The following is a 1,563-nucleotide window of genomic DNA, read 5'->3' on the forward strand; positions in this document are numbered from 1 at the left end:
ATCATCCAAGCGGTCGTCCGGGATATGTTTGATCGTGAAGATTTTGCTCGAGCCATGTCCTTCGTTACTTTGGTGGTGACATTAGCACCATTGGTTGCGCCAATGATTGGCGGACACCTTGCAATTTGGTTTGGTTGGCGATCTATTTTTTGGGTCTTGGCGATTTTTGCAATGATCGTGATGGCGATGGTGACATGGATGATCCCAGAAACCTTAGCGGTTGAGAACCGTCAACCGTTGCGGTTGGGAAATACCTTACGGAATTATTTTCAACTTTGTCGCAGTGGTCAGGCGATGGGGCTTATCTTTGCTGGAGCATTCTCTTTTGCCGGTATGTTTGCCTTTTTAACGGCAGGGGCATTTGTCTATATTGATTTATATGGCGTTACACCGAATGAATTTGGTTATCTGTTTGGGCTTAATATTGTTGCGATGATCGCCATGACCAGCTTGAATGGTCGAATTGTGAAAAAAGTCGGTTCTCATGCCATGTTACGGTTTGGGCTATTTATCCAACTTATGGCCGGTTGTGGCTTGTTAATCGGTTGGTTGTTGGATTGGGGGCTGTGGGGAACGGTGCCTTTTGTTGTGCTGTTTGTCGGTACCATTTCTACTATCGGTAGTAATACTATGGGGTTATTGCTTAGCGGTTATCCACGAATGGCAGGTACGGCTTCTTCATTGGCTGGCACATTACGTTTTGGTACTGGCTCGGTAATTGGAGCCATTGTGGCCGCGATGCCAAGCGGTGTTGCGTGGCCGATGATTTTTATGATGGCGGCATGCTCTGTGTTGTCGGCTGGTTTTTATTGGATATTCGGAAGAAACGCATAATGTCGAGTTATCATTTAGAAATTCAACATGTAGTGAATAGTGCGCTGCAAGAATTAGCGCAAGAACATGCTTCGGGGAAATTGGTCGATGCTCCAGTAGCGAATAACCATTTTTTAGTACATTGGGTATCTAAATCATTAAAAAATCAACGTTTTCATCGTTGTGTGGGCAATGATTTAACCACTTGGCAAAAAGCGGGTCGCTCCAAGGGGAATCAAGCGGGGCTATTACCGCTGTTTCAGCGCATTGCGGCTTATTACCAACACTTTTTTCATGATCAAGCGGATAATACGCTGACAGATAAAAAGATTGAATCTTTTCTGGATCAAATGGAGCAAGCGGGGTGGGAAGTGTCAACCTCTGAACCTTTGGTTGATTGTGGTCGGGTACAGCTCTTTACCGATGGACAAAATTCTTTAGCGCTGTGTGCCACGCAATGTGAATCTTGCTTTGAGGGTGAACGTTTGGTGAAACCTATGAGTTGGTTTGTCCGGGGGCATCATGCTGAGTTTATCGAACAAGCGTTTGCCGCAGGGTTTATGCTGCATAAACGGACTGACTATAAATCGAATGTAAAATATCATGGCGAGTATCTGATCTTTCCTGATAACCAAGGTAATCAACTGGCAGAAATTCCATTATCTTTCCAAGCCTCGCCTCGCTGATCTTAAATGAAGATTTACTGTAATTGCTTTAAGCATTCGCTTTTTGTTTTGCTTTTCGTACGAT

Annotated in this window: 2 protein-coding genes; both read left to right on the forward strand. The window is 44.5% G+C overall.

Features of this window, described 5'->3' with window-relative positions; all coding sequences use genetic code 11:
• Positions 1-834, forward strand: an 834-nt coding sequence (locus B7C60_RS07720) for a Bcr/CflA family multidrug efflux MFS transporter (protein ID WP_245868873.1), incomplete at its 5' end; no start/stop codon positions are given.
• Positions 834-1,499 (forward strand): DUF2913 family protein, encoded by a 666-nt coding sequence (locus tag B7C60_RS07725; protein WP_099611156.1) that lies wholly within the window; start codon positions 834-836, stop codon positions 1,497-1,499. The genes B7C60_RS07720 and B7C60_RS07725, both read left to right, overlap by 1 nt.
• Positions 1,500-1,563: the final 64 nt, after the last annotated feature.

This window comes from Vibrio fujianensis, from assembly GCF_002749895.1.
In the GTDB taxonomy this organism is placed as follows: domain Bacteria; phylum Pseudomonadota; class Gammaproteobacteria; order Enterobacterales; family Vibrionaceae; genus Vibrio; species Vibrio fujianensis.

Excerpts from the sequence above, each read along its gene's own strand:
- B7C60_RS07725 (WP_099611156.1), top strand. The coding sequence starts at position 834 with ATGTCGAGTTATCATTTAGAAATTCAACATGTAGTGAATAGTGCGCTG.